General features: G+C 71.0%; 24 protein-coding genes. 11 read left to right on the top strand and 13 right to left on the bottom strand.

The genetic code is table 11. From position 1 onward, the window contains the following. Positions 1–230: 230 nt before the first annotated feature. Complete coding sequence (locus tag VNS22_RS06840; RefSeq protein ID WP_325730904.1) at positions 231–1,202, bottom strand: hypothetical protein; 972 nt, start codon at positions 1,200–1,202, stop codon at positions 231–233. A gap of 121 nt (positions 1,203–1,323) precedes the next feature. Here VNS22_RS06840 and hisG point away from each other — a divergent pair, with 121 nt between their 5' ends. The 7 genes from hisG (at position 1,324) to VNS22_RS06805 (ending at position 6,693) form a co-directional block, all read left to right on the top strand. Continuing rightward, the gene (hisG, locus tag VNS22_RS06835; RefSeq protein ID WP_325730902.1) at positions 1,324–2,214 is read left to right on the top strand and encodes an ATP phosphoribosyltransferase; all 891 of its coding nucleotides are present in this window, start codon (positions 1,324–1,326) and stop codon (positions 2,212–2,214) included. A gap of 43 nt (positions 2,215–2,257) precedes the next feature. Next, positions 2,258–2,848 (top strand): imidazoleglycerol-phosphate dehydratase HisB, encoded by a 591-nt coding sequence (gene hisB / locus VNS22_RS06830; RefSeq protein WP_325730900.1) that lies wholly within the window; start codon positions 2,258–2,260, stop codon positions 2,846–2,848. Beyond that, the gene (hisH, locus tag VNS22_RS06825; RefSeq protein WP_325730898.1) at positions 2,845–3,438 is read left to right on the top strand and encodes an imidazole glycerol phosphate synthase subunit HisH; all 594 of its coding nucleotides are present in this window, start codon (positions 2,845–2,847) and stop codon (positions 3,436–3,438) included. Before hisB ends, hisH begins: the two co-directional genes overlap by 4 nt. Positions 3,439–3,440: 2 nt before the next feature. Continuing rightward, positions 3,441–4,193, top strand: coding sequence for an imidazole glycerol phosphate synthase subunit HisF (gene hisF / locus VNS22_RS06820; protein WP_325730896.1), 753 nt, complete (start codon positions 3,441–3,443; stop codon positions 4,191–4,193). Beyond that, the gene (hisE, locus tag VNS22_RS06815) at positions 4,190–5,434 is read left to right on the top strand and encodes a phosphoribosyl-ATP diphosphatase (protein ID WP_325730894.1); all 1,245 of its coding nucleotides are present in this window, start codon (positions 4,190–4,192) and stop codon (positions 5,432–5,434) included. The genes hisF and hisE overlap by 4 nt, the downstream gene beginning before the upstream one ends. A 63-nt stretch (positions 5,435–5,497) precedes the next feature. Further along, a complete protein-coding gene (locus VNS22_RS06810) occupies positions 5,498–5,767 on the top strand; it encodes a hypothetical protein (RefSeq protein ID WP_325730892.1) in 270 nt (89 codons plus the stop codon). 137 nt (positions 5,768–5,904) lie between these two features. Beyond that, positions 5,905–6,693: a hypothetical protein gene (locus VNS22_RS06805; RefSeq protein ID WP_325730890.1), complete on the top strand. Its 789-nt coding sequence runs from the start codon at positions 5,905–5,907 to the stop codon at positions 6,691–6,693. An 87-nt stretch (positions 6,694–6,780) separates the two neighbouring features. On the opposite strand, the gene VNS22_RS06800 is transcribed toward VNS22_RS06805, so the two are convergent. The 3 genes from VNS22_RS06800 to VNS22_RS06790 are packed head-to-tail and all read right to left on the bottom strand — an operon-like array spanning position 6,781 to position 10,369. Continuing rightward, the gene (locus VNS22_RS06800) at positions 6,781–8,397 is read right to left on the bottom strand and encodes an acyl-CoA dehydrogenase (RefSeq protein ID WP_414653331.1); all 1,617 of its coding nucleotides are present in this window, start codon (positions 8,395–8,397) and stop codon (positions 6,781–6,783) included. Beyond that, the gene (locus tag VNS22_RS06795; RefSeq protein ID WP_325730886.1) at positions 8,397–8,909 is read right to left on the bottom strand and encodes an O-acetyl-ADP-ribose deacetylase; all 513 of its coding nucleotides are present in this window, start codon (positions 8,907–8,909) and stop codon (positions 8,397–8,399) included. Before VNS22_RS06795 ends, VNS22_RS06800 begins: the two co-directional genes overlap by 1 nt. Then, positions 8,906–10,369, bottom strand: a complete 1,464-nt coding sequence (locus VNS22_RS06790) for an FAD-binding oxidoreductase (RefSeq protein WP_325730884.1) — start codon at positions 10,367–10,369, stop codon at positions 8,906–8,908. The genes VNS22_RS06795 and VNS22_RS06790 overlap by 4 nt, the downstream gene beginning before the upstream one ends. 98 nt (positions 10,370–10,467) lie before the next feature. On the opposite strand from VNS22_RS06790, the gene dapD reads away from it, so the two are divergent. From dapD to VNS22_RS06770, 4 genes are all read left to right on the top strand, one after another. Then, complete coding sequence (gene dapD, locus VNS22_RS06785; protein WP_349261727.1) at positions 10,468–11,310, top strand: 2,3,4,5-tetrahydropyridine-2,6-dicarboxylate N-succinyltransferase; 843 nt, start codon at positions 10,468–10,470, stop codon at positions 11,308–11,310. Then, the gene (dapE, locus tag VNS22_RS06780; protein ID WP_325730880.1) at positions 11,310–12,476 is read left to right on the top strand and encodes a succinyl-diaminopimelate desuccinylase; all 1,167 of its coding nucleotides are present in this window, start codon (positions 11,310–11,312) and stop codon (positions 12,474–12,476) included. Before dapD ends, dapE begins: the two co-directional genes overlap by 1 nt. Before the next feature lie 4 nt (positions 12,477–12,480). Further along, complete coding sequence (locus tag VNS22_RS06775; RefSeq protein WP_325730879.1) at positions 12,481–13,035, top strand: hypothetical protein; 555 nt, start codon at positions 12,481–12,483, stop codon at positions 13,033–13,035. A gap of 119 nt (positions 13,036–13,154) precedes the next feature. Further along, positions 13,155–14,408 (top strand): sodium:proton antiporter, encoded by a 1,254-nt coding sequence (locus tag VNS22_RS06770; RefSeq protein ID WP_349261726.1) that lies wholly within the window; start codon positions 13,155–13,157, stop codon positions 14,406–14,408. Between the two features lie 55 nt (positions 14,409–14,463). Here VNS22_RS06770 and VNS22_RS06765 read toward each other — a convergent pair whose 3' ends face one another. The 9 genes from VNS22_RS06765 to VNS22_RS06725 form a co-directional block, all read right to left on the bottom strand. Beyond that, positions 14,464–15,225, bottom strand: a complete 762-nt coding sequence (locus VNS22_RS06765) for a hypothetical protein (RefSeq protein WP_325730875.1) — start codon at positions 15,223–15,225, stop codon at positions 14,464–14,466. A gap of 108 nt (positions 15,226–15,333) precedes the next feature. After that, a complete protein-coding gene (gene queF, locus VNS22_RS06760; RefSeq protein WP_325730873.1) occupies positions 15,334–15,798 on the bottom strand; it encodes a preQ(1) synthase in 465 nt (154 codons plus the stop codon). A 68-nt stretch (positions 15,799–15,866) separates the two neighbouring features. Beyond that, positions 15,867–16,631, bottom strand: coding sequence for a tRNA pseudouridine(38-40) synthase TruA (gene truA, locus VNS22_RS06755; protein ID WP_325730871.1), 765 nt, complete (start codon positions 16,629–16,631; stop codon positions 15,867–15,869). Then, complete coding sequence (gene fmt, locus VNS22_RS06750) at positions 16,631–17,581, bottom strand: methionyl-tRNA formyltransferase (protein WP_325730869.1); 951 nt, start codon at positions 17,579–17,581, stop codon at positions 16,631–16,633. The genes truA and fmt overlap by 1 nt, the downstream gene beginning before the upstream one ends. Before the next feature lie 13 nt (positions 17,582–17,594). Continuing rightward, a complete protein-coding gene (def, locus tag VNS22_RS06745; RefSeq protein WP_325730867.1) occupies positions 17,595–18,110 on the bottom strand; it encodes a peptide deformylase in 516 nt (171 codons plus the stop codon). 131 nt (positions 18,111–18,241) lie between these two features. Next, entirely contained in the window at positions 18,242–18,445 is a 204-nt protein-coding gene (locus VNS22_RS06740; RefSeq protein WP_325730865.1) for a hypothetical protein, read from the bottom strand. Between the two features lie 101 nt (positions 18,446–18,546). After that, the gene (gene recR / locus VNS22_RS06735) at positions 18,547–19,128 is read right to left on the bottom strand and encodes a recombination mediator RecR (protein ID WP_325730908.1); all 582 of its coding nucleotides are present in this window, start codon (positions 19,126–19,128) and stop codon (positions 18,547–18,549) included. A 40-nt stretch (positions 19,129–19,168) separates the two neighbouring features. After that, positions 19,169–19,492, bottom strand: a complete 324-nt coding sequence (locus VNS22_RS06730; RefSeq protein WP_191062209.1) for a YbaB/EbfC family nucleoid-associated protein — start codon at positions 19,490–19,492, stop codon at positions 19,169–19,171. Next, positions 19,489–21,279, bottom strand: coding sequence for a DNA polymerase III subunit gamma/tau (locus VNS22_RS06725; protein WP_325730906.1), 1,791 nt, complete (start codon positions 21,277–21,279; stop codon positions 19,489–19,491). Before VNS22_RS06725 ends, VNS22_RS06730 begins: the two co-directional genes overlap by 4 nt.

Below are 21,279 nucleotides of genomic sequence, written 5' to 3'. Positions count from 1 at the left end.
GGGCAGAATGGCTGCAAACCTTCAGGATTATACCGTGGGTGGCATGGTTCCCCCCCGGCGCCGTCGGAGCAGAGGTGAGGGACTAGCGCCAAGCAGTCACAGCCGGCAGGAGCGGACCCGCCTGAAGGGCCGGAGGTGGCGGCCACACCGTCCTTCATCTCCTCCGGTCTCACGGTCGGCATGAATCTGCCTGCCGTCCCTCATCCGGCCGTACGGGCGGGACGCCGGCGTCAGTACTGCCGCTCGATCGCCTCGTTCACCGCGTAGCGCCAGTGCTGCTTCAGGGTCGCGGCCGGGACGACCGGCTCGACATGGCCGCCGCGCTGACCGAACAGGTCGGGATAGAGCCAGTAGAGTGCCGCGCTGTCGTCCCAGACATAGCCCTCGTTCACCGCCGAGGGGTTGATCTGCATCATCGCCTTGACCGCACCGGGCAGGCCGGTGGCGGCCAGCCCGTTGAACATGTCCGGCCGTGGCACGAAGCTGTCGTCGGCGTTCTCCGGCAGGGCGACCCAGGTCATGATCTCGAACAGGCCGCCCTGAAGTACCGACTGGCAGGCAGCGCGGTCATAGCCGCAGCTGAAGCCGAGCGAGCCGGCCTGGGTGGGCGGCACCCCCTGGACGATGATCCGGCGCAGCCTTGTGCCGAGCTGTGGCCGATAGGTGGTGAACGAGCTCCAGGGTGCGAGCATCAGCACGTCGATCGTCTGGCAGCCACGCATCGCCTGGCGCACCTCCTCGGCGAGGAAGGTCTCGGGCGGGCCCAGTGGCACGGTGGTGGCGAGGAAGTAGCCCAGCCGCTCGGCACTCTGTCGGGACGCCGGGAGCCAGTCGGGACTGGTCGGGGCCGGCGAGGGCTTGCCCACCAGGACGCGCACGTCGTCCCTGCGGCTGAGTGCCGTCAGCACCGCGGCGGCGCTGCCGCCGTTCTCCGGGCGGCTGACCCCGCCGGTCGTGACAATCGCCCGGACCTTGCCGGTCGGCAGCATCGCCGCGATCGCCCGGACATCGTCCAGGGCCATGTCGGTGTCGATCAGCACGCAGGCGGCCGCAGCCGGGTTGTCGCCGGGCGTGGGCAGCTCGACGGCTTCCTCCGGCGGCTGCTCGTCGAACCCTGCGAACTCGGGCATCCGGGCACAGCCGGCCAGCACCGCCAAGGCTGCGGCCAGGGCGGTCACTCGCCCAAGTCGGGGATTCGCCATCTCGTTTCCTCGTCCAAAGCACGTCTGCCTTGCCCCGGTGTTTGCGCAGGCAGGGGCTAAGCGTCTATAGCCGTGCGCGCTCGCCATGATGCGGGCCCAGGCATTTTCCGGATCGCCCATCTTGTCCGACCAGACCGCCCAACCCGCCGCCAGCGCTGCCGTCGTCCACCTGGCCCTGCCCAAGGGGCGGATGCAGGACAATGTCCTCAAGCTCCTGGGCGACGCCGGCATTCGGCTGAACTTCGACCGGCGCGGCTACCGGCCGACCCTGTCGCTGCCGGGCTTCGAGACCAAGCTGCTCAAGCCGCAGAACATCGTCGAGATGCTCCATGTCGGCTCCCGCGACGTCGGCTTCGCCGGGGCGGACTGGGTGGCGGAAAAGGAGGTCGAGCTGGTCGAGCTGCTCGACACCGGCCTGGATCAGGTCCGGATCGTGGGCGCCTGCGAGCCGTCCTTCCTCGAGGACGGCCGGCCGCGGCCGGGACCCTTCCTGGTCGCGACCGAATACGAGCGGCTGACCCGCCGCTGGCTGGAGCGTGAAGGCCTGGAAGGCCGGGTGGTGCGTACCTATGGCGCCACCGAGGTGTTCCCGCCCGAGGATGCCGACTGCATCGTCGACAACACCTCGACCGGCGCAACGCTCAAGGCCAACGGCCTCACCATCTTCGCCGAGCTCCTGCGCAGCTCGACCCGGATGTATGCCCATCCGAAGAGCCTGGACGACCCGGCCAAGCGCGAGGTGATCGAGCATCTGGTGCTGCTGGTCCGCTCGGTGCTGGATGCGCGCAAGCGGGTGATGGTCGAGATCAACGTTCCGCCGGAAGCGCTGGAAACGCTGGTCGGCATCCTGCCCAGCATGCGCTACCCGACCGTATCGCCGCTCCATGCCGGCACCGGCTTCGCGGTGAAAGCGGCGGTGCCGCGCGACGGGCTGCCCACGCTCATCGCGCAGATCAAGGCGGCGGGCGGCACGGACATCGTGGTGTTCGACATCGCGCAGATCGTGCCGTGAGCACCCATCTACCGGTCGTTGCGACCGAGCACGGAGCCAAGCCTTGACCGAGCCACGCATCGTCACCGTCGAGCGTGCCACCAGCGAGACCGAGATCCGGCTGACCCTGAACCTGGACGGGTCCGGCCAGGTCGCGCTGCAGACCGGGATCGGCTTTCTCGACCACATGCTGACGGCCCTCGCCAGGCACGGCCGCCTCGACCTGGACCTGCAGGTGACGGGCGACCTCGATGTGGACGACCACCACACGGTGGAGGACACAGGCTTGGCCCTGGGATCGGCGATTGATCAGGCCTTGAGCGATCGGCGCGGCATCGAGCGCTTCGCCCATGCCTATGCGCCGCTCGACGAGGCGCTGGCCCGCGTGGTGGTCGACCTGTCCGGACGGCCGTTCGCCCGGGTCGACATCCCGTTCGTGCGCGAGGTGATCGGCGACGTCGCCACCGAGAACCTGACCCATTTCTTCCAGTCGCTGGCGATGACCGGCCGGATGGCGCTGCATGTCGACGTGCTGCACGGCGACAACGACCATCACAAGGCGGAGGCCGCGTTCAAGGCGCTGGCGATCGCCCTGCGCCGTGCGGTCGCCCGGACCGGCAGCGCCGAGATTCCGAGCACGAAGGGCAGCCTATGACCCGGCAGGTCGTGATCGTCCCGACCGGCGTCGCCAACATCGCCTCGGTGCGCGCTGCCTGGCGCCGTCTGGGCGCTGAGCCGGTGCTGGCCGACGATCCGGTCATGGTGGAGACGGCCAGTCACGTCATGCTGCCGGGCGTGGGCGCGTTCGGCCCGGCGATGCGGGCGCTTACCGAGAAGGGGCTGGACCGGGCCCTGCGGCGCCGGATCGAGGCGGACCGGCCGACGGTCTGCATCTGCGTCGGCCACCAGCTCCTGTTCAAGAGCTCGGAGGAAAGCCCGGGCATCCGCGGTCTGGCCGTGATCGACGCCCATGTCGGCCGGTTCTCGGACGAGGTGCGGGTTCCGCAGTTCGGCTGGAACCGGATCGAGGCACAGCCGGACTGCACCCTGCTCCAGGACGGCTACGCCTATTTCGCCAACAGCTACCGGGCACTCGCGGCCCCTGGCTGCAGCGTGGCGCTGGCCGAGCATGACGGGCTGTTCGTGGCCGGGCTGGAAACGGGTAACCTCCTGTCCTGCCAGTTCCATCCCGAACTGTCCGGCACCTATGGCCAGGAGCTCCTGGCCCGCTTCCTGGAGCGCTGAGCATGCTCACCAAGCGCATCATCCCCTGCCTCGACGTGGCGGACGGCCGGGTCGTGAAGGGTGTCCGCTTCCAGGGGCTGCGCGATGCCGGCGATCCGGCGGAGCGCGCGGCCCTCTACGAGGCGCAGGGCGCCGACGAGATCGTGATCCTGGACGTGGCGGCCACCCCGGAGGGGCGCGGCCACCAGCACGAGACCGTGCGCCGGGTGCGCGCCGTCCTGTCCATCCCGCTCACCATCGGCGGCGGCGTGCGCACTGCGGAGGATGCGGCGGCATTGCTGGAGGCGGGGGCCGACAAGGTCAGCGTCAACACCGCCGCGGTGGAGCGGCCGGGCCTGATCCGCGAGATCTCGGAGCGCTTCGGCGCCCAGTGCTGCGTGCTGGCGATCGACGCGCGGCAGGCTGGCGAGGGCTTCGAGGTGCTGGTCAAGGGCGGGCGGCAGGGTACGGCCAAGGACGCGCTCGCCTGGGCGAAGGAGGCCCAGGAGCTGGGGGCCGGCGAGATCCTGCTCACCTCCTGGGACCGGGACGGCACCCGTTCGGGCTACGACCTGGCGCTGACCGGTGCCGTGGCGAGTGCTGTCCATGTCCCGGTGATCGCGAGCGGCGGGGCGAACTCGGCCGAGCATATCGCCGAAGCCTTCGAGGCCGGTGCGGACGCGGTGCTGGCCGCCTCGATCTTCCATGACGGCGACACGACCGTGGGCGACGTGAAGACCTATCTGGCCGGCAAGGGCGTGGTGGTGCGGCAATGATCGTTCCCTCGATCGACCTCCAGGGCGGCCATGCCGTCCAGCTGATCGGCGGCGAGCAGCAGGCGATCGACGCGGGTGATCCCGCGCCGATCATGGAGCGCTTCCGCCTGGCCGGCGACGTCGCGGTGATCGACCTCGACCGGGCCCTGTCCAAGGGCGACAACGATGCCGTGATCGAGCGGCTGATCACCATGGGCAACGTCCGGGTGGGTGGCGGCATCCGCTCGGTCGAGCGTGCGCTGCACTGGCTGAACAAGGGGGCTGCCAAGATCATCCTCGGCACCGCGGCCACGCCCGAGCTGCTCGGCCAGCTGCCCAAGGACCGGCTGATCGCGGCCCTGGACGCGCGGCACGGCGAGGTGGTGGTGGAGGGCTGGACCAAGGCCACCGGTGCCAACGTCATCGACCGGATCGCCCAGCTGAAGGAATATGTCGGCGGTTTCCTCGTGACCTTCGTCGAGCGCGAGGGCCGGATGGAGGGCACCGACCTCGAGTTCGCACGTGCGATCGTCGCGGCCGCGGCACCCGCCAAGGTGACGATCGCCGGCGGGGTCACCACGACCGAGGAACTGGCCGAGCTCGACCGGATCGGTGCCGATGCCCAGGTCGGCATGGCCCTCTATTCCGGGCGCATGGACCTGGGGGACGCGATCGCCGCCCCGCTGGTCTCCGACCGCCAGGACGGCCTGATCCCGACCGTGGTCGCGGACGAGCGCGGCGTGGCGCTGGGCCTGGTCTACTCATCCAGGGAATCGATCCGCCACGCGGTGGCCGAGCGGCGCGGCATCTACTGGTCGCGCTCCCGCGGAGCACTCTGGCGCAAGGGCGAGAGCTCGGGCGACGTCCAGGAACTGCTGGCGATCACGCCGGACTGCGACCGCGACGCGCTGCGCTTCACCGTCCGCCAGCACGGCCCAGGCTTCTGCCATCTCGGCTGCCGGACCTGCTTCGGGGCCGATGGCGGGCTGGGCGCGCTCTCGCGCCTCCTGCAGGACCGGCGCGCGAACCCGCCGCCCGGCAGCTACACCGCGCGCCTGTTCGAGGACCCCGCCATGCTCGCGGCCAAGTTGCGCGAGGAATGCGAGGAGCTGATCGAGGCGAGCGAGCACGATCACATCGTCCACGAGGCTGCCGACGTGATCTATTTCACGCTGGTGCGCCTGGCCGGCCAGGGCATCGACCTTGCCGAGGTCGAGCGCCATCTGGACCGCCGCCACCGCCGGGTGACCCGGCGGGACTGAACGGCCTTAATCTTTCCTTTACCGGGGACGTGGCAGGAATCGGGCGAGCCTCTGGAGGCACTGATGCCCGACCTGCTCCTGCTCCTTCCCGAACTCGGCCGGCTGGTCACGCTGGCCGGCTGGCCCTGCCTGTTCCTGCCGCTCCTGTTCCTGCGCCAGATGCCGTCTGCCGCACCCGGTCCGAGACCCATGCGCCTGCGCGTCATCGCACCAGACGGCAGCGAGCGGCAGGTGGAGGTGCTGCCCAGCCGCGATGCGTTCTACCGTGCCCTGCTGCACCGTCCGACCGGGCCCGCGGAGGTGAGGGTGCACCTGCATCCCCGCGCCAGCTGAGGGGGAAACCGGCGCCGACTGTCGGCCGGCGGGACCGGGCTGGCCTCGACCTGGCGCCATGCGACGCGGCCGCCATTGACCTGCGCGGATTTTGCCGCGTGTGTTCCATTGGCCGCTGGACGAGGAGGGATGGAACGATGACCGGGCGCGCAGTTCTCTGGGCGGGGCCGCTGCTGATGGCCGGGCTGCTGCTGGCACCGACGGGGCAGGCGGCCAGCTTCGACTGCGCCCGTGCGGCACAGGCCGACGAGCGGGCGGTCTGCGCGGATCCCGGTCTTTCCGCCCTGGACAGCGAGATGGGCGGCCTGTGGTTCGCCTATCGCGAGCTGCCGCTGCTGATGGGAGCCAGCGGTGCCCGCCAGGACGAGGCGGAAGCGTTCCTGAAAGAGCGCGCCGCCTGCGGCGACGACCAAGGCTGCCTGGACAAGGCGTACCGCACGCGCATCGCCACGCTGAAGGACCAGCTGCGCCAGGGAATCGCCGCCGTCGCCAGCACGGAGGCGGCACCGGGGGAACTGCCCACGCCCGTGGCGGCGATCGACTATGCGGGGCAGTGTCGGAGCCTGGGTGGCCGGTTCGACCCGGACGACCGCCCGTCCGTGCTGGCGGGCGACCTCGACCGTGACGGCAGCCTCGACTACCTGCTCGACACGGCAGCGCTGGAATGCGAGGGGGCCGCCACGGCCTTCTGCGCCAATGCCGGCTGCCGGATCGACCTGGCCCTGTCGTCCGCCGGATTCCGTCCGGTCACCACGACGGGCGGGGCGCCGAGCCTGGCGCAGCAGGCCGACGGGCTGGAAGCGTCGGTCTGGGTCAGCGACGAGCAGTGCCCCGACCTGCCGGCGGACCAGACCTGCTGGCTGCGCTACGTCTGGGCGGACGGAAAGCTGCAGCAGAGCTACGAGACGCGGCACCGCCTGGACTGAGCGCCTGCGGCAAGAACAGCGGATCATTGCCGACGATCCGGTCAGCCGGCGCCCGGGGTGAGCCGGGCGCACTGGCAACCGCGACGGTCACGCGATGTCGCGAGCGCCTGCCTCCACCGCCGCGCACAGGGCCGGGCCATGGGGCAGGACCCGCCGCACCCAGTAGCCGGCAAGACGTCGATGGTCGGCCGAGCGGGCGGCGCATTCGCCGAGCAGCCAGCCGCCCACCAGATCACCCAGCAGCCGCAGGTAAGCGGTGGCGCCGGCCGCCTGGTCGTCCGCGGAAGCCTGGAGAAGATGGGCCGTGGCGGCCCGTGCCGTGGCCAGGGCCGGCGCCAGTTCCGCACCGTCCGGCAGCTCCGCCAGCCGGGCCTCGATCCGCGCGAACAGGCGCTCCGCCACCTGCCCGTCTTCCATGGGCAGCTTGCGGGCCACCAGATCCTGGGCCTGGATGCCGTTGGTGCCCTCGTAGATCGGCAGGATCCGGGCGTCGCGATAGAGCTGGGCGACCCCGGTCTCCTCGATGAAGCCCATGCCGCCATGGACCTGGATCGCATCGGAGGCCAGCTCCACCGCCCGGTCGGTGCACCAGGCCTTGGCGACCGGTGTCAGCAGGCCGGCCAGCGCTGCGTCCCCCTGATCCAGGGCCGAAGCGGTGAGGTAGCAGATGCCCCGCGCGGCCGCGGTGGTCGCCTGCATCCGGGCAAGCGTCAGGGCGACGTCCGGGTGCTGGTCGATCGTGACGGTCTCGCCGCCGCGCCGGCCCTGGCGGCGCTCGGCCGCATAAGCCACTGCCGCCTGGGTCGCCATCTCCATGACGCCCAGCCCCTCCACACCGACATTGAGCCGGGCATTGTTCATCATGGTGAACATGCAGCGCAGGCCGCCATTGGGCGGGCCGACCATCCAGCCTATGGCACCGCCGCCATCGCCATAGGCGATCACGCAGGTGGGCGAGCCGTGGATGCCCAGCTTGTGCTCCAGCCCGGCGACCCGCCAGTCGTTGCGGCTGCCGTCCGGCAAGAGCTTCGGCACCAGGAACAGGGAGATGCCGCGGCTGCCGGGCGGCGCGTCGGGCAGGCGGGCCAGCACCAGATGCACCACCTGATCGACATAGTCGTGGTCGCCGAAGGTGATGAAGATCTTCTGCCCGGTGATCCGGTAGCTGCCATCGCCCACAGGCTCGGCACGTGAGCGCAGCGTGCCGAGGTCGGAGCCGGCCTGCGGCTCGGTCAGGCACATGGCCCCGCTCGCCCGGCCGCTCACCATGTCGTGGAGATAGCGCTCCTTCAGCTCGTCGGAGGCATGGTGCAGGATCGCCTCGATCGCACCCTGGGTGAGCAGAGGTGCCAGGTACCAGGTGAGGTTCGCGGCATTGAAGCTGTCGGCCAGCGCGGTCGCGACCGACCAGGGCAGGCCCTGGCCGCCGAACTGCTCGGGAAACGGCAGGCCCAGCCAGCCCGCCTCGCCGAACTGCCGCCAGGCATCGCCGAAGCCGCTGGCGGTGCGCACCACGCCATTATCGAGCCTCGTACCCTCCCGGTCGCCGGTCTGGTTGAGGGGGGCCAGCACGTTCTCGGCGAACCGGCCGCCCTCGCGCAGGATCTGCTCGACCAGCTCGTCGTCCAGCCCGGCCGGGCCGGTACCACCGGTCACCGCCTGGAGGGTGAGGAGCTGGGCCTCGACGGGTGCACGGAACGGGATCAATGGAGGACCTCCAGGGCTTCGCGGTGCAGCCGGGCACTGTCCTGGCCAAAGCAGGCGAACACGACCCGTGCCACCGCGGGGTGGCGATGGGCCGCCTCGCGCACGGCCGTCACCGCCACTCGGGCCGCCTGCTCCGGCGGATAGCCGTAGATGCCGGTCGAGATCGCCGGAAAGGCGATCGACGCCGCGCCCAGCTGCGCCGCCTCGGCGATGGCGGCGCGATAGCACGCGGCGAGCTGCCTGTCCTCACCCGCAGTCCCGCCCTGCCAGACCGGGCCCACCGCATGGATCACGAACCGTGCCGGCAGACGGAATCCCGGTGTGGCGCGGACCTCACCGGTGGGGCAGGGGGCGAGGCTCGTGCAGGCTTCAGCCAGCTCGGGCCCAGCCGTCCGGTGGATGGCGCCGCACACCCCGCCGCCCGGCAGGAGCTGGCCGTTCGCCGCGTTCACGATCGCGTCCACGTCGAGCGTGGTGATGTCGGCCTCGATCACCTCGAACCTGGTCATGGCGCAAGCTCCGGATCGGTGATGACGCCGGGGTTCAGGATGCCGTCCGGGTCCAGGGCGCGCTTGAGCCGCGCCATCAGAAGCCGCTCGACCGGATCCTTCAGCCGGTCCAGCGCTCCCCGCTTCCAGCGCCCGATGCCGTGCTCGGCCGAGAACGAGCCGTCCATGGCCGCCACGATGTCGAACAGCGCGTCCTGCAGCCTCGTCCGGTCCTCCGGACCGAGCCGGTCCGGCGCTTTTGCCAGCACGTTGACGTGCAGGTTGCCGTCACCCAGGTGGCCGAACGGGAACAGGACGATGCCCGGGCGTACCCGCGGCAGGATCGCCTCGCAGCGCTCGATCAGCTCCGGGATCCGGTCGGTCGCGACCGCCACGTCGGAGCGCCAGACCGAGCCCGTCCGGGTCATGGCCTCGGACTGGCCCTCGCGCACCTGCCACATCTGGGCCCGCTGCGCGTCGTTCTGGGCGATCGTTCCGTCCAGCACCAGGCCCTGCTCCATCGCCGCCTCGAGCACCGCCTCCACATGCGCCATCAGCCCGTCGGGGAAGCTCCAGGCCACGGTCGCCAGCACGTGCCAGGGATGGCGTCCCTCGACCAGCCGGATGCCGAACGCTGCCTCGGCCGCCTCCACCCCGGGATCGGCGATCAGCTCGAAGGCCGAGATCGTGTCGCCCAGCCGGCTGCGGAACAGCTGGAGCAGCTCCACCGCGGCAGCCGGCGTGGCCACCGCCAGCCAGAGATCATGGCGTTCCCGCGGCCTGGGCGAGAGTGCCAGCGTGGCCGCGGTCACGATCCCGAGCGTGCCTTCCGAGCCGATGAAGACCTGCTTCAGGTCATAGCCGGTATTGTCCTTGGGCAATGCCCGCAGGCCGTTCCAGAGCGTGCCGTCGGCCAGCACCACCTCCAGGCCCAGGACCAGGCGCCGGGTCATGCCGTAGCGGAGCACGTTGATGCCCCCGGCGTTGGTCGCGACATTGCCGCCGATCCGGCAGCTGCCCTCGGCCCCCAGCGAGAGCGGGAACAGCCGGTCGATCCGCTCGGCCGCCGCCTGCACCTCGGCCAGCACGCAGCCGGCCTCGGCGACCAGATGGTCGCCGGACGGCGAGACGGAGCGGATCCGGTTCAGCCGCTCCAGGTTCAGGACCAGCTGGCGGCCGCTGCTATCCGGAATGTTGCCGCCGACCAGGCCGGTATTGCCGGACTGCGTGACGATCGGCACGCGATGCCGGCGACAGGCCCGCACCACCGCCTGCACCCCGGCGGGATCGGCCGGGCGCGCCACGAGCGGGCTCGACCCGGTCGACAGGTGCCAGAAATCGGTGAGGTAGGGGGCCACGTGCTCGGGCTCGGTCAGGAGTGCTAGGTCATCGAGCGCTGCGCGCAGCTCGGCCACGAGTTCCGCCGGCAGCCCCGGCACCGCTTGCGTCACCGCTCTCGCCCCCTCCGAACCTTCGACCATCGGCCCCGCCGCGGGCATCCGGCCCCTGCCAAGGGCTGGATTGACGCTGCAACCGCCGCCACTAGTGTACGGCCGCGCTCGCGAGGATGGGAATGACGATGGATATCGAGGCGCTCCGCCGCCAGGTCGAGGATGCGTTCGAACGGGCCGGCGAGATCGGCCCGCACACCACCGGCACCGACCGCAACGCGGTCGAGGCGACCCTGGACCTGCTGGATTCCGGCAAGCTGCGCGTCGCCGAGAAGATCGACGGGCAGTGGCAGGTCCACCAGTGGGCGAAGAAGGCGGTGCTCCTGTCCTTCCGCCTGAACGCGATGACCCGCATCGACGGGGGGCCCGGCGGGTCCGGCTGGTGGGACAAGGTGCCCTCCAAGTTCCAGGGCAAGGATTCCGCCTGGTTCGAGGCGCAAGGATTCAGGGCAGTGCCGAACGCGGTGGTGCGCCGCTCCGCCTATGTCGCCCCCGGCGTCGTGCTGATGCCGTCCTTCGTCAATCTCGGCGCCTATGTCGACCGCGGCACCATGATCGACACCTGGGCCACGGTCGGCTCCTGCGCCCAGATCGGCAAGAACTGCCACATCTCCGGCGGGGCCGGGATCGGCGGTGTGCTGGAGCCGCTCCAGGCCGGCCCGGTGATCATCGAGGACGACTGCTTCATCGGTGCCCGCTCCGAGGTGGCCGAGGGCGTGCTGGTCGAGACCGGCTCGGTCCTGTCCATGGGCGTCTATCTGGGTGCCTCGACCCGGATCGTCGACCGGACCACCGGCGAGGTGTTCAAGGGCCGGGTGCCGCCCTATTCGGTGGTGGTGCCGGGCACCATGCCGGGCAAGCCTTTGCCCGACGGCTCGCCCGGGCCCGGCCTCTACTGCGCGGTGATCGTGAAGAGGGTGGACGCGCAGACCCGCTCCAAGACCTCGATCAACGAGCTGCTGCGCGACTGATGGCCAGCATCGACCCGGTGGCACTGACCGCCGAACTGATCCGCTGCCGCTCGGTGACACCCGAGGCCGGCAGCTCCCTGGACCTCCTGCAGGACCGGCTGGCGGGCCTGGGCTTCGCCGTGGAGCGGATCGCCTTCCAGGCGGAAGGCACGGTGCCGGTCGAGAACCTGTTCGCAAGGCTGGGCGGCACCGGGCCGCATCTGGCGTTCGCCGGCCATGTCGACGTGGTGCCGCCGGGCGATCCCTCGGCCTGGACGCACGACCCGTTCGGCGGCGAGGTGGTGGACGGGCTGCTCTACGGCCGCGGTGCCGCCGACATGAAGAGCGGGGTCGCCTGCTTCCTGGCCGCGGTGGCGGGCTATCTCGCCGAGCACGGCCGGCCGGCCAGGGGCTCGGTGTCCTTCGTGATCACCGGCGACGAGGAGGGGCCCGCGGTCAACGGCACCGAGCCCCTGCTGCAATGGATGGACGCGCACGGCCACCGCCCAGATGCCTGCCTGGTCGGCGAGCCGACCTCGGTGCAGCGCAACGGCGACATGATGAAGGTCGGCCGGCGCGGCTCGGCCAACGGGGTGCTGGTGGTGGAGGGCCGGCAGGGCCACACCGCCTACCCGCATCGCGCCGACAACCCGGCGCACCGGCTGGTGCGGATGCTCTCGGCCATCCTGGCCGAGCCGATCGACGGGGGTACCGAGTTCTTCGAGCCGACCAACCTCCAGGTCACCTCGATCGACATCGGCAACCCGGCCAGCAACGTCATCCCGGGCGAGGCGACCGCACGCTTCAACATCCGCTACAACGACCTGCAGGACCGGGACCGGCTGGAGGCCTGGCTGCGCCGGCACTGCGACGCGGTCGGCGGCAGCTACCGGCTGGAGCTCCATTCGAGCGGCGATGCGTTCCTGACCGGCCCCGGCCCGTTCACCGACCTGGTGGCCGAGGCGGCCGAAGCCGTGTTCGGCGTCCGGCCCGAGCCGTCCACCAGCGGCGGCACCTCGGACGCGCGCTTCGTGAAGAACTACTGCCCGGTGATCGAGCTGGGGCTGGTCGGCCAGACCATGCACCAGGTCGACGAGCGGGTGCGCACCGACGACGTCCATTCGCTCGCCCGCTGCTACCGTGCGATCCTGGACCGCTGGTTCGCCCGGGCAGAGAGCGGCGGCTGACCCGGTGGCGATCGCCGACGCCCTGCGCGGCTTTGCCGCCGCCTCCATCCTGGCCCGCGGCGATGCCCGGGGGATCGAGCTGCTCGACCTGTCGGTAGGCGGGTTCTGGCGCTCCTTCCAGGCGGTCTTCTGGCTGATGCCGCTGCACGGCCTGCTGCTGTTCGTGCTGAGCCGTTCCGACGAGGCCGGGCTGGTCGAGATCGACTGGACCAGCGAGTATGTTTCGCTGTTCGCCCGCTTCGCCATGTTCCCGCTCCTGGCCCTGGTGCTGACCCGGCTGATGGGGCTCACCGCGCGCTACGTGCCGCTGGTCACTGCGGTCAACTGGGCCTCGGTGCTGCAGGGCGGCTTCCTGGTGGTGGCGATCCTCCTGATCTCGCTGCTGCCGGCGGACGCAAGGGGCATGCCGCAGTTCGTCGCGTTCGCCACCACCATGGTCTATGGCTGGTTCGTGGTCCGCTCGGCCCTGCGCACGACCGGCGGGGTCGCGTTCGGCTTCGTGCTGGCCGACTTCCTGAGCTCCCTCCTGCTGGACCAGCTGCTCGACCGGCTGTTCTGACGGAGCGGCCGTGGCTCGCCGGGCAGGGTGCCATGGAGCCTTCGCCCGGACACGGGCGTTAGCAGAGGGCGCCGGTCCTGGGGCAGGCGCAGTGCCGTCACTGCGGAGCCAGCCAGGTGCTGTCGCTGTTCGAGCTGGTCGCGATGCTGCTGGTGATCACCACGGCCTTCGCCTACCTCAATCACCGCTTCATCCGCCTGCCGGTCAATATCGGCCTGCTGGTGATGGGGCTCGGCGCCTCGCTCCTGCTGATCGGGCTCGAGTTCCTGTTTCCGAGCACGCCCCTGTACGGCGCGGTCGCCGCCACCATCCGCCAGATCGACTTCTACGACGCCGTGATGAACGGCATGCTGGCGTTTCTCCTGTTCGCCGGTGCCCTGCATGTCGATCTCGGCCGGCTGCGCAGCCGGGCCGCGCCCGTCGGCATGCTGGCGACCTTCGGCGTGCTGATCTCGATGCTGATCGCCGGAGCCGGGCTCTGGCTGGCGGCACGGGCGCTGGGCACGCCGCTGGACTTCGCATGGGCGCTGGTCTTCGGCGCGCTGATCGCGCCGACCGATCCCGTCGCCGTCTTGAGCACATTGAAGGCGGTGAACGTCCCGGAAGCCCTCGAGACCGAGATGTCGGGCGAGGCGCTGCTCAATGACGGGGTGGGCGTGGTCCTGTTCACGATCGCGCTGCAGTTCGCCACCGGCCCCGACGAGACGGTGGGCATCCTCCCGATCGCCGAGCTGCTCCTGGTGGAAGCCGGGGGCGGCGCCCTCCTGGGCTTGGCCACCGGCTATGTCGCCTACCGGGCGATGCGCAGCATCGACGACTATGCGATCGAGGTCATGATCTCGCTGGCGCTGGTGACCGGGACCTATGCCCTGGCCACTGCGCTGCACATGAGCGGTCCGATCGCCGTGGTCGTGGCCGGCGTCCTGATCGGCAATCGCGGGCCGCGCTTTGCGATGAGCGACATCACCCAGCGCTATGTGTTCGGCTTCTGGACCCTGGTCGACGACATCCTGAACGCCATCCTGTTCCTGCTGATCGGCCTGGAAGTGCTGGTGGTGCATTTCGCCCCGACCTTCGCCGGGCTCGCCCTGATCGCCATCCCGCTCGTGCTGGCCGCGCGGTTCATCTCCGTGGCCGGGCCGGTCCTGGTGCTGCAGCACTGGCAGTCCTTCGGCAGGGGCACCGTGCCGGTGCTGACCTGGGGCGCGGTCCGCGGCGGCATTTCCGTGGCGCTGGCTCTCTCGCTCCCGGACAGTCCCGCGCGCCCGCTCATCCTGGACGCGACCTACGCCGTGGTCCTCTTCTCCGTGGTGGTGCAGGGGCTGAGCCTGGGCAGGGTGGTTCGCCGTGTGGTTCCCAAGGCATCCCACTGAACTGCCTGCCGGTCCGTGATCCTGGCTCGTCCCTGCACAAGGGGGCAGGGCGAGTTCAGCGGAACCAGCCGAGGGTGCGGCGCAGGACCCGTTCGGTGAGGCCCGGTACGGGCGGCGGTGCCGCCGACCGATCGCGCTCGGCCAGATGGACCTGCGCCCGCCGGTAGAGCTCGATGTCCAGCCGGTTGTGCTCGACGATGGCGGCGAGGTCCGCAGCGTCGCCGCCGAATGCCTGGCCCGGCTCCATCCGGGCCGACCGGTTGACCCTGGCCAGGGGCGGCACCTCGGCCAGGCCCAGGATCTCGGCAGCGCTGCGCAGGAGCGGTTGCGGGTCCTCGACAAGGCCAAAGATCGTCCGCTCGTCCAGCAGATGCTCGGTGGCGCGCGCCAGGCGCTCCTCGGGTGGCAGGGCGGAATAGCTGCCGGCCAGCTGGCCGACCATGCCGTTGCGCGCCCAGCTGCCGGGAATGCCCTCGGCATAGTAGCGCGGGATGGTCATGCCCGGCCGCACCAGGTCGGCATGGCGCGAATGGCCCGGCAGGCCCCGGATGTAGCGGAACAGGGAGAGCACCCGCTCGACCGGGTCGCGCAGCAGCACGACATAGCGATGGTCCCGGCCGGTCAGCCGCGCATGAACGCCGTGCAGGTAATGGCCGCTGACCACGGCCGGCGCCGCTCCGCCGCTGGTGACCGCCGCCACCTCGTCGGGGCTGCTCGCCTGGGCGACGCCGGCAGTGCCGAGCGCTGCCACGAACCAGGCGTGCAGGCTGGAGCCAGAACTGCGGGGAACATGCATGTGCAGCAGAAGCGGACGCAATATGCCTGCCGTCAGCAACGGTTGAGCCGGACCGATCCCTCGGGTCCGCTGCCGCATCGCCGCTTCGGCCGTAAAGGTCAAGCGCCGGACGGGAGGCGACAGAGGGATTCAGCCGCGCCCACGATAGCTCGGCACCCCCTGGTCGGGAATCCAGACGCCATCGGGTGCCGGCCCCGTCTGGAAGAACACGTCGATCGGGATGCCGCCGCGCGGGTACCAGTAGCCGCCGATCCGCAGCCAGAGTGGTGCCAGCGTCTCCACCAGCCGCCGCCCGATGCCGACCGTGCAGGCCTCGTGGAATCCGGGATGGTTGCGGAAGGCATGAAGGTAGAGCTTCAGGCTCTTGCTCTCGACCAGCAGCCGGTCCGGCACGTAGTCGATCACCAGGTGGGCGAAGTCCGGCTGGCCGGTGACCGGGCAGAGCGACGTGAATTCCGGGCAGGTGAAGCGCACGAGGTAGGGCGTTCCGGCGTGCGGATTCGCGACGGTTTCCAGCGCCGCTGCCTCGGGCGAGACCGGCGGCGGGGCGTTCTGGCCGAGCTGGCTCAGGCCGGCATAGATCTCGTGGCTCATCACGATCGTCCTGTCAGGTAGGGCAGTGTGCACCGGTGTGATCATCGCACATCCGGCGGCCGGTCCGCTCAGTCCTGAGCCGTGCTGCTCCAGCCGGGATAGCGGACCTCCACGAGGCAGAGCCCGTCGGGCGGGGCAGTCGGGCCGGCGGCGGTGCGGTCGCGCGCGGCCAGCACCTCGGCGATCCAGCCGAGCGGCCGCCGCCCGGCACCGACCAGTGCCAGGCTGCCCACGATGTTGCGGACCTGGTGATGGAGAAAGGAGCGGGCGCGGATGTGCAGCTCGACATGCTCGCCCTGCCGCCGGACATGGAGCAGGTCGATCGACTTCAGCGGCGAGCGGGACTGGCAGGCCGTGGCGCGAAAGCTGGTGAAGTCGTGACGGCCGACCAGCAGCTGGCCGGCATCGTGCATCAGCGCGGCGTTCAGCTGGTGCGGATGGTGCCAGACCAGGCCGCGCTCCAGGGTCGGCGGCGCCCGCCGGGTCAGGATCCGGTAGCGGTAGGCCCGGGCGGTGGCGCCGAACCGGGCATGAAAATCGTCGGTGACCCGGCGGGCCTCCAGGACGGCGATCGGTGCCGGGCGCAGGTGGTGGTTCAGGGCATCGCGCATCCTGCCCGGGTCCACGCTGCGCGCCAGGTCCAGATGCACGACCTGGCCGCTGGCATGGACCCCGGCATCGGTGCGCCCGGCGGCCACCAGATCGGGGCTTTCGCCGCAGAACCGCTCGGTCGCCAGGGCCAGCGCCGCCTGCACGGACGGACCATTGTCCTGGCGCTGCCAGCCGACGAACGGCCGGCCGTCATATTCCAGGACCAGGGCGTAGCGCGGCATCAGGCCGGATCGAAGCGGGTGCCGGCCGGCACGGGCCAGCCACGCAGCAGCTCCGGCGCCGGCAGTGCCCGGCGGCCCGGCCGCTGCACCACGTCCAGCCGCAGCAGGCCTTCTCCGCAGGCCACCACCAGGGGATCGGCCACCACCATGCCCGCCGGAACCGCTTTGTCCGCCGGTCGGTCCAAAGGCGTCGCCTGCCGCACCGCGATCCGCTCGCCGTTCAGGACGGCGAAGGTTCCGGGCCGCGGTTCCAGGGCACGCACCTGGCGATCGAGCTCCAGGGCGGAGCGGCGAAAGTCGAGCCGCCCCTCGTCCCGTTCCAGCTTGGCCGCATAGGTCACGCCCTCGTCCGGCTGCGGGACGGGCACGAGGCGGCCTTGGGCGATGCCGTCCAGGGTCGGCAGCAGGAGCTCGGCTGCCAGCAGGGCCAGCGCATCGTGCAGCTCCGGCGCGGTAGTGGTAGGCCCGATCGGCACGCTCGCGGACGCATAGACCGGCCCGGTATCGAGGCCCCGCTCCATGCGGAACAGGCAGACCCCCGTCACGTCGTCGCCCGCCAGGATCGCCCGCTCGATCGGTGCCGCACCCCGCCAGCGCGGCAGGAGCGAGGCATGGAGATTGATGCAGCCCAGCCGCGGTGCCTCCAGCACGGCCGGCGGCAGGATCAGGCCATAGGCGGCGGTCACCACCACATCCGGGGCCAGTGCCGCCAGCCCTTCCACCGCTCCCGACTCCCGGAAGCTGGCCGGCGTCGTCACCGGGATGCCCAGCTCCAGTGCCCGCTCATGCACCTCGGTGCGCCGCTCGCGCTGGCCGCGGCCACGCGCCGCCGGCGGCCTGGTATAGACCGCCACCACCTCGTGGCCGGGCGAGGCCAGCAAGCGCTCCAGGCTCGGCAGGAGGAAGCCGGTCGAGCCCATCGCCACCACGCGCAGAGGTCTCGCCGGCACGTCCGCCGCCCGCTCAGCCGGCACGCTGCCGCCGCTGCTTGTCGAGCTTCTTCAGGAGCATCTCGCGCTTGAGCCGGCTCAGATGGTCGGTGAACAGCACCCCGTCCAGATGGTCGATCTCGTGCTGCAGGCAACGTGCCAGCAGCCCGTCGGCATCGATCTCCCGTTCCTCGCCCTGCTCGTCCAGGTAGCGAACGCGCACCCGTTCCGGCCGCTTCACCGGCGCGTACTGGTTGGGCAGGCTGAGGCAGCCTTCCTCCGCCTCCACCACCTCGCCGCCGGTCTCGACCACTTCCGGATTGATCAGCCTGAGCGGCCGGCGCTCCTCCTCCTTGGGGCTCACGTCCAGCACGACGATCCGCCGGCTGATGCCGATCTGGGGTGCCGCCAGTCCGATGCCCGGCGCCGCGTACATCGTCTCCAGCATGTCCTCGAGCAGGGCCGTCACCTCGGGATCGATGTCCCGGACCGGTGCCGCCTTTTGGCGCAGCCGTGGATCGGGAACTTCCAGAATGGGCAGCAAGGCCATGCGGAACCGTTTCGGACAGAGAAGAGGATGACCGGCTGGTCAGGTAGGCAGTGGTGCAGCCCTGGTCAACCGACCACCGACCGAGGCCGCAGGCCCGGCCTCGCAGTCCGGCAGCTCATCCGCTCGCTCCGTCACCCGGGTGGCGCGCCGCCAGCGCCAGCGCGGGCCGATCGCAGCCGCGGGTCGCACTGGCCGAGCAGCGCCGCCTCGTCGAGAGCAATCTGCGGCTCCTGCCGTACAGGGGGCTGCCCCCGCACGACTGCCCGGGCCGCCATCACCAGCGGGACGAGCAGCAGAAGAAATGCTATCCGCACGCCCGGAACAAGCTCCGTCATCACCCACCTCGCCAGTCCACCGCGCTCATCTTGCGGCACAGCCGGTTAACGGGCGGTGAAGCTGCCGGCGTTTTCTTCGTCCGCTTGGAGCGCGGGCGGTTTCAGGCGAAGGGGCGGCGGGCGCGATAAGCCGCGGCGAGCGTGCCTTCGTCCAGGAAGTTCAGTTCACCGCCCACCGGCACGCCCCGGCCGAATCCGGTCACGGCGACGCCCAGGCCCTGGAGCCGCTCGGCCAGGTAGTGCGCAGTGGTCTGGCCCTCGACGGTGGCCCCCAGGCCCAGCACCACCTCCTGCACGCCTTCGGCCTGCACCCGCGTCAGCATCTCGCCAACCCGCAGCTCGTCCGGGCCGATCCCGTCCAGGGCCGAGAGGCGGCCGCCCAGCACATGGTAGCGGCCGCGAAAGAAGCCGGCCCGCTCGACCGCCCAGAGGTCCTCGACCTCCTCGACCACGCACAGGCTGGCCGGGTCGCGGCTGCCATCGCTGCAGATCGCGCAGGGGTCGGTGGCGTCGAGGTTGCCGCACACGCTGCAGCGGCGGACCTGGGCCCGGCAGGTCTCCAGCGTGCGGATCAATGGGTCGAGCAGCGTGTCCTGGCGCTTGAGCAGCGCCAGGGCGGCACGGCGCGCCGAGCGGGGCCCCAGGCCCGGCAGGCGGGCCAGGCGCCTGATCAGCTCGTCGATCGCACCGGGTGCGTGCTGCCTGGTCAGGGCCGGCCCCGGCTCAGAAGGGCAGCTTCATGCCGGGCGGCAGCTGCAGCCCGCCGGTCAGCTTCTGCATCTCGGTCTGCATGTGCTGCTCGATCTTGGTCTTGGCGTCGTTGACCGCCGCCACGATCAGGTCCTCCAGGATCTCGACGTCGTCTGGCACCAGCAAGGACGGGTCGATCTTGATCTTCCGCATCTCGCCCTTGCCGTTCAGCACCACCGCGACCAGGCCGGCGCCGGCCCCGCCCTCGATCTCCATCTCCGCCAGCTTCTGCTGCATCTCGCCCATGCGGGCCTGCATCTTCTGGGCTTCTTTGAGCATGTTGCCGAGATTCTTCATGCGCGCTCGATCCTCTTCTCGTTCTGGTCGTCGGGTTGCTCAGGGGCGGCGGAAACGGGACGGACATCCTCGATCCGGGCTCCCGGATAGGCATCCAGGATCCGGCGGATCGCCGGATCGACGGACAGCGCCTCGATCAGCCGGCTGCGCTCCTGGGCGCGCTGCTCGCTCAAGGTGGGCTGGCCGCGCTCGTTGACGATCGCGACCATCCAGCGCCGGCCGGTGCGGGCGTGCAGCGCGTCCTGCAGGAGGTTGGCGAGGTCCGGCCTGGTGCCCGGGGCCGGGCGGATCTCCAGGCGCTGGGGCGCCATGCGCACGAGATGGACGCCGGTCTCCAGCATGGAGGCCAGCATCGGCTCGCCGTTCCGGTGCAGGAAGTCCACCAGGCCTGCGAAGTCGGCTGGCTCGGCCTGGCCGGCTCCAGGTGGTGCGGGCGGTGCCGGCGGTGGCTCGGGCAGAGCACGCCGCTCCGGCAGCTGCTCGGGCCGGCGGGCGACGGGCGCGGCCGGAACCGTCGCCATGGCCGGCTGCCCGCGCGGCGGGGCAGGGGCACCGTCCTGGCCCAGCCGTTCCAGCCGGCGCAGCAGCTCGGCCGGCGGCGGCAATTCGCTCAGGCAGGCCAGGCGCAACAGCAGCATCTCGGCGGCCATGGCCCCGTCCGGCGCGTTCTTCACCTCGTCCAGGCCGCGCAGCAGCACCTGCCAGGCCCGGGCCGCCGCCGGCAGGCCCACCCGGCCGGCCAGCGCCACGCCGCGTGCATGGCCGTCCTGGCCGGTATGCCAGCCGGGGTCGGCGCGGCCGTCCAGCTTGAGCCGCGAGATCCAGTGGCAGGCGCCCAAGAGGTCCTGGACCACGGCGACCGGATCGGCGCCGCGCGCATGCAATTCGGCGAACACTTCCAGCGCTGCCTGCGGCTGGCCGGTGAGCAGCGGCTCCAGCAGGTCGAGCAGCCGGGCGCGGTCGGCCAGGCCCAGCATGTCGGCGACCTGGCTGGCGACCACCTTGCCGTCGCCCAGTGCGATCGACTGGTCGAGCAGCGACAGGCTGTCGCGCACGGAGCCCTCGGCGATCCGGGCGATCAGGGCCAGCGCATCCGGCTCGGCCTCGACCCCCTCCTTCTGGCAGATGGCGGCCAGATGGCCGGCCAGCAGGTCGGGCGGCACGCGCTTCAGGTCGAAGCGCTGGCAGCGCGACATGATGGTCACCGGCACCTTGCGCTGCTCGGTGGTGGCGAACACGAACTTGGTGTGGGCCGGCGGCTCCTCCAGCGTCTTCAGCAGTGCGGCGAACGCACTGGCCGAGAGCATGTGGACCTCGTCGACGATATAGACCTTGGTCCTAAGCGCCGTGGGCCCGTAGCGGACGCTGGCAAGCAGGTCGCGCATGTTGTCGACGCCGGTATGGGTCGCGGCGTCCAGCTCGACCACGTCGATGGCGTTCTGCGCCTCGATCGACCGGCAGGGGCCGCAAACGCCGCAGGGTTCCGGCGTAGGCCCGCCCGTGCCGTCCGGGCCCTCGCAGTTCAGGGCCTTGGCGATGATCCGGGCGGTCGTGGTCTTGCCGACGCCGCGGATGCCGGTCAGCAGGAAGGCGTGGGCCAGCCGCCCGGAGGCGAAGGCATTGGTCAGCGTGCGCACCAGCGCGTCCTGGCCGACCAGTTCGGAGAGGCGCTGCGGCCGATAGGCTCTCGCCAGGACCTTGTAGCCGGACGCGGTGGTATCGTCTCGCATGCGCCCGTTCGACTCGTTCGTGCGGCAGACCGGCCTGTGCGACGGGGCTGACCCCAG

The sequence above is a fragment of the Geminicoccus sp. genome, from assembly GCF_035556675.1.
Lineage (GTDB): Bacteria > Pseudomonadota > Alphaproteobacteria > Geminicoccales > Geminicoccaceae > Geminicoccus.
The sequence above is the reverse complement of the archived record's forward strand: the minus strand, read 5'-3'. Positions and strand labels throughout refer to the sequence as shown.

Excerpts from the sequence above, each read along its gene's own strand:
- VNS22_RS06840 (WP_325730904.1), bottom strand. The coding sequence starts at position 1,202 with ATGGCGAATCCCCGACTTGGGCGAGTGACCGCCCTGGCCGCAGCCTTG.
- hisH (WP_325730898.1), top strand. The coding sequence starts at position 2,845 with ATGACCCGGCAGGTCGTGATCGTCCCGACCGGCGTCGCCAACATCGCC.
- hisF (WP_325730896.1), top strand. The coding sequence starts at position 3,441 with ATGCTCACCAAGCGCATCATCCCCTGCCTCGACGTGGCGGACGGCCGG.
- hisE (WP_325730894.1), top strand. The coding sequence starts at position 4,190 with ATGATCGTTCCCTCGATCGACCTCCAGGGCGGCCATGCCGTCCAGCTG.
- VNS22_RS06810 (WP_325730892.1), top strand. The coding sequence starts at position 5,498 with ATGCCCGACCTGCTCCTGCTCCTTCCCGAACTCGGCCGGCTGGTCACG.
- VNS22_RS06805 (WP_325730890.1), top strand. The coding sequence starts at position 5,905 with ATGACCGGGCGCGCAGTTCTCTGGGCGGGGCCGCTGCTGATGGCCGGG.
- VNS22_RS06795 (WP_325730886.1), bottom strand. The coding sequence starts at position 8,909 with ATGACCAGGTTCGAGGTGATCGAGGCCGACATCACCACGCTCGACGTG.
- VNS22_RS06790 (WP_325730884.1), bottom strand. The coding sequence starts at position 10,369 with ATGGTCGAAGGTTCGGAGGGGGCGAGAGCGGTGACGCAAGCGGTGCCG.
- dapD (WP_349261727.1), top strand. The coding sequence starts at position 10,468 with ATGGATATCGAGGCGCTCCGCCGCCAGGTCGAGGATGCGTTCGAACGG.
- dapE (WP_325730880.1), top strand. The coding sequence starts at position 11,310 with ATGGCCAGCATCGACCCGGTGGCACTGACCGCCGAACTGATCCGCTGC.
- queF (WP_325730873.1), bottom strand. The coding sequence starts at position 15,798 with ATGAGCCACGAGATCTATGCCGGCCTGAGCCAGCTCGGCCAGAACGCC.
- truA (WP_325730871.1), bottom strand. The coding sequence starts at position 16,631 with ATGCCGCGCTACGCCCTGGTCCTGGAATATGACGGCCGGCCGTTCGTC.
- def (WP_325730867.1), bottom strand. The coding sequence starts at position 18,110 with ATGGCCTTGCTGCCCATTCTGGAAGTTCCCGATCCACGGCTGCGCCAA.
- VNS22_RS06740 (WP_325730865.1), bottom strand. The coding sequence starts at position 18,445 with ATGACGGAGCTTGTTCCGGGCGTGCGGATAGCATTTCTTCTGCTGCTC.
- VNS22_RS06730 (WP_191062209.1), bottom strand. The coding sequence starts at position 19,492 with ATGAAGAATCTCGGCAACATGCTCAAAGAAGCCCAGAAGATGCAGGCC.